The sequence below is a fragment of the Pedobacter sp. 01T416_2 genome (assembly GCF_056398925.1).
In genome coordinates this window covers 1-3,414 of the sequence record NZ_JBFTQI010000654.1, presented here as the reverse complement: position 1 = coordinate 3,414, position 3,414 = coordinate 1, and the positions used below count along the sequence as shown (strand labels likewise).

The 3,414-nt window shown below is 35.7% G+C and carries 3 protein-coding genes; all 3 read left to right on the top strand.

Translation table 11 applies throughout. The annotated features are described in order from the left end of the window. Positions 1–155 precede the first annotated feature (155 nt). The 3 genes from AC1DPQ_RS21870 to AC1DPQ_RS21860 are packed head-to-tail and all read left to right on the top strand — an operon-like array spanning position 156 to position 3,406. Positions 156–1,676 (top strand): RagB/SusD family nutrient uptake outer membrane protein, encoded by a 1,521-nt coding sequence (locus AC1DPQ_RS21870; protein ID WP_477610866.1) that lies wholly within the window; start codon positions 156–158, stop codon positions 1,674–1,676. Between the two features lie 17 nt (positions 1,677–1,693). Then, positions 1,694–2,380 carry a hypothetical protein gene (locus AC1DPQ_RS21865; protein ID WP_477610865.1) on the top strand — a complete coding sequence of 229 codons (687 nt, stop codon included), beginning with the start codon at positions 1,694–1,696 and terminating at the stop codon, positions 2,378–2,380. A 45-nt stretch (positions 2,381–2,425) separates the two neighbouring features. After that, complete coding sequence (locus tag AC1DPQ_RS21860) at positions 2,426–3,406, top strand: hypothetical protein (RefSeq protein WP_477610864.1); 981 nt, start codon at positions 2,426–2,428, stop codon at positions 3,404–3,406. Positions 3,407–3,414 lie beyond the last annotated feature (8 nt).

Below are 3,414 nucleotides of genomic sequence, written 5' to 3'. Positions count from 1 at the left end.
TTTTGCAATTGCAGATAATGTTTATATGTTCCAGCAGTCTAAACGCCTTCCCGATGCTGAAAACGTAAATCCATATGGGGAATATAATGGCGGGGGATATCCTATCCCAAGAAAATATACACTTGGTTTGGAACTTCAATTTTAATTTTAACACTATGAGACAGCACTTAAAAACTTTAAGCATATTAAGTTTAGTTATATTAATAACTCCACTTATTTCTTGTAAAAAAATATTGGAGCAGGAACCAAAAAACTCTACTTATTTAGAAAAATTTTGGAAATCAGCAGGTGATGCAAGAAGTGCATTAGCTGGTAATTATGCATTGCTTCGCAATGCTTGTACAGATAAGGAAAACCGTTACTATATGTATGGAGATGCCATTGCCAAGAATTATTTTACAATTCAGTATAATGGGGATGGGCTTGAAGGTATACAAAATGGTGATTTTACTTTTCAGTATAACATAAACTCACTGGCTAATTATACGCTATACTATAAAACGATTGCGATGTCTAACATCGTTATTGCTAATGTAGGCAAGATGACTGATGCCCAACTGAAAGACACAGATGATCCTATAGCGTTTAAAAACAACATAACGGGGCAGGCAATGTTTATCCGTGCTTTAAGCTATTTTATGATGGTAAGGGTTTGGGGTGATGTCCCCTTGGTTACTACAGCTTATGACGATCCAATCACAGCGCCACAACTTCCGAGAAGTTCGAGAGCAGATGTTATGAAGCAAATTGAAACCGATTGCAGAAATGCCATCAATTTATTGACCTGGAATTATATTAATATTGGCGATGCAAAAGTGACCGCCAATAAAGGGTCAGCATATGCATTATTGGCCCACCTATACCTATGGAGAGCTACGATGTCTGACGTTAGCAAAGATGCGCCAAATTTAACTGACGTAAATAGTGCAGATACGACAATTACTACTTTAATACAAAAGGGAGGATATAGCCAGACAGATACTGCAAATTATAAATCAACCTTTGTAGGCCGTTCTACTGACGGAATATTCGAGATCAATATGAGTGAGAATACATTAGAAGGTTCTAATTCCAGCATTGGTACGAGATTCCTTAGCGGTGCTTATATCAATACATATTCTAATAATCCAAGATTTTATGTTGTTCCACGTTTTCTGACAGATCAATTTGGATCAAATTCTAACGATATTCGCTTTACCAAAAACTTCGACCTTTCAAATCCTGAAAGACCAATTTGTACAAAATACAGCAATATAATTTATAGAAATCCCGGACAGAAATTAGATGCTTACTTGAGTAATAACATGATTATTTTCCGTTTAAGTGATATGAAGTTGCTAAAAGCGGAAATCGCATTATACAAAAATGATGCAGCCACAGCGACCACTATCATCAATGAATTCAGAACAAGGAATAATCGTAATCCTACACTTGTACAAAATGGACTTTCTGTAAGTGGAGTAATGGATGAGTATATTAAGGAAAGAAGTAAGGAAATGTATCTTGAGGGGCACTTGTTCTTTGATCTTTTACGTACCAGACGCTATGGTAATGTTGTGGACTGGCTTACGGAAACCAGGTTTAGAAGAGAAGGGTTTTATTGGCCGGTAGATCCTGCACTATTCAGGGAAAATCCAAATCTTAAACAAACAACCTATTGGCTTGGAAAAGTTTAACTATTTAGTATTAAATCATGAAAAAATATATCATAGCTGTAATAGCGATTATAACCGCCGCATTTACGTCCTGCAAAAAGGATAGCTACAAGAATGATGGGGGTATTAGTAATGCCTTTGTTAATATGACAACATATGACTATTTGAAATCTAACCCAAAGTTTGATTCTTTAGTTAAGGTTATTGACAAGGCAGGTTTGAAAGATGCTGTAAATGGAAATATAACTTTTTTTGTTACGACAAATTACGGAATTGTGGACTATGTCGCGGCGAAGAAGAATCAACAGGCGATAAAAATTGGTAAAGAAAACTTTGATTTTGGGATTAAAGATATTCCTTCTCAAGAATTGAGTGATTCCTTGAAAACATACATGTTTGCGGGTAAAATTAACCGTGATCAAATGACAATCTCCGGTAAACTTTATGATAGTATGCTTGGTTCAATTCCTAATGTACAGTATCTGATTAAGCTAAGAAGGACGTTTGATTATAACGCTTATGTAAGTAATGTAGATTACGTAACTTATACCAAAGTGATTGGTACCAGAGATGATCGTGAGCCAAATCAGGATGATATTCCAGATAATCAAAAAGATAAGGCTGTTGATTGYCAGACTTCAGGGATTATTACTACAACCGGAATCGTGCATGTGCTCAATGGAAATCATAGGTTGTTTTTTAATGCCCAGTCGTTAGGTAACTAAGACTACCTGTGAAAAACAATATGTTAACCTCAATAATGTATAATTATGAAAACAAAATATATTTTAGGTTTTTTTGCGCTGCTAAGTATAGCAGCATGTAAAAAAATAAAACAAGGCTTTCAAAGTGATGCTATTAGATATAAAGACAATAATATCTACGCTAAAAGAGGCTTGATTTTATATCAGTCTGATAGGATAAATGCCGATGGCTCTACACCGCCATATACATTTAAACTTCTTAATCTTCGACGCGAGGATGGATCTCCTGCTCCTTCTCAATTTAATACCGAGTATGAAATTACTACGTTTAAAGCTGGGATGTCATTTGATGCTACTACTGATACTACTGTAGCATTGCTAAATAAAAAGAGAGAGACAGTTAAGCGATTGCCTATGTACTTCAATGAAGCCAGCGGTCAGCTTACTTTTAATAAGGCTTCTGCCAATTTACCCTTAGGTAAATACTATTATGATGTAGAAATGACAAATGTAACGGGTACAAAATTATTTCCTAAATTGGCTACGATAAATGTGGTAGACCCTGAATTGGAAGATCTTTTTGTAGTAACTGATAATGTTGCTAATGGATTTAATGATATAACAGGAGTTGCAACAGCAATGCGTAACCCAACCATTACCTGTACCAAAATATCAAATTCAGGTGCACGCGCAATTTTGAAAATGGTTGATAAGAATGGACGTACATTTAATCCGAAAGCCGGCGAGATCATTCAAAGAGGAGACCGTCCAGTTTTTGAAAACTATGCAAAGTTTAACCCCGTTATCAAAACGGATACCGCGATGATATGCGACTTTGAAGTTGCGCCGTTTCCACTAACGAAGTATATAACGCCTACAACCGATTGGGGATTTCTAATGTATTATCGAATACCTAGTCAATTTGTTACTATTGATAATTTTCCATCTTCACCGGGTTTTTCTGTGAATCCAAGATGGTCGTGGCAATTGAAGCTTGAGGGTACTTATGTAATCCAGATAAAATTTCCTGATGTAACAAAAAAATAGTGATGAAG

Bases quoted from the DNA above. Each gene is read 5' to 3' on its own strand.
- AC1DPQ_RS21870 (WP_477610866.1), top strand. From the start codon at position 156: ATGAGACAGCACTTAAAAACTTTAAGCATATTAAGTTTAGTTATATTA.
- AC1DPQ_RS21860 (WP_477610864.1), top strand. From the start codon at position 2,426: ATGAAAACAAAATATATTTTAGGTTTTTTTGCGCTGCTAAGTATAGCA.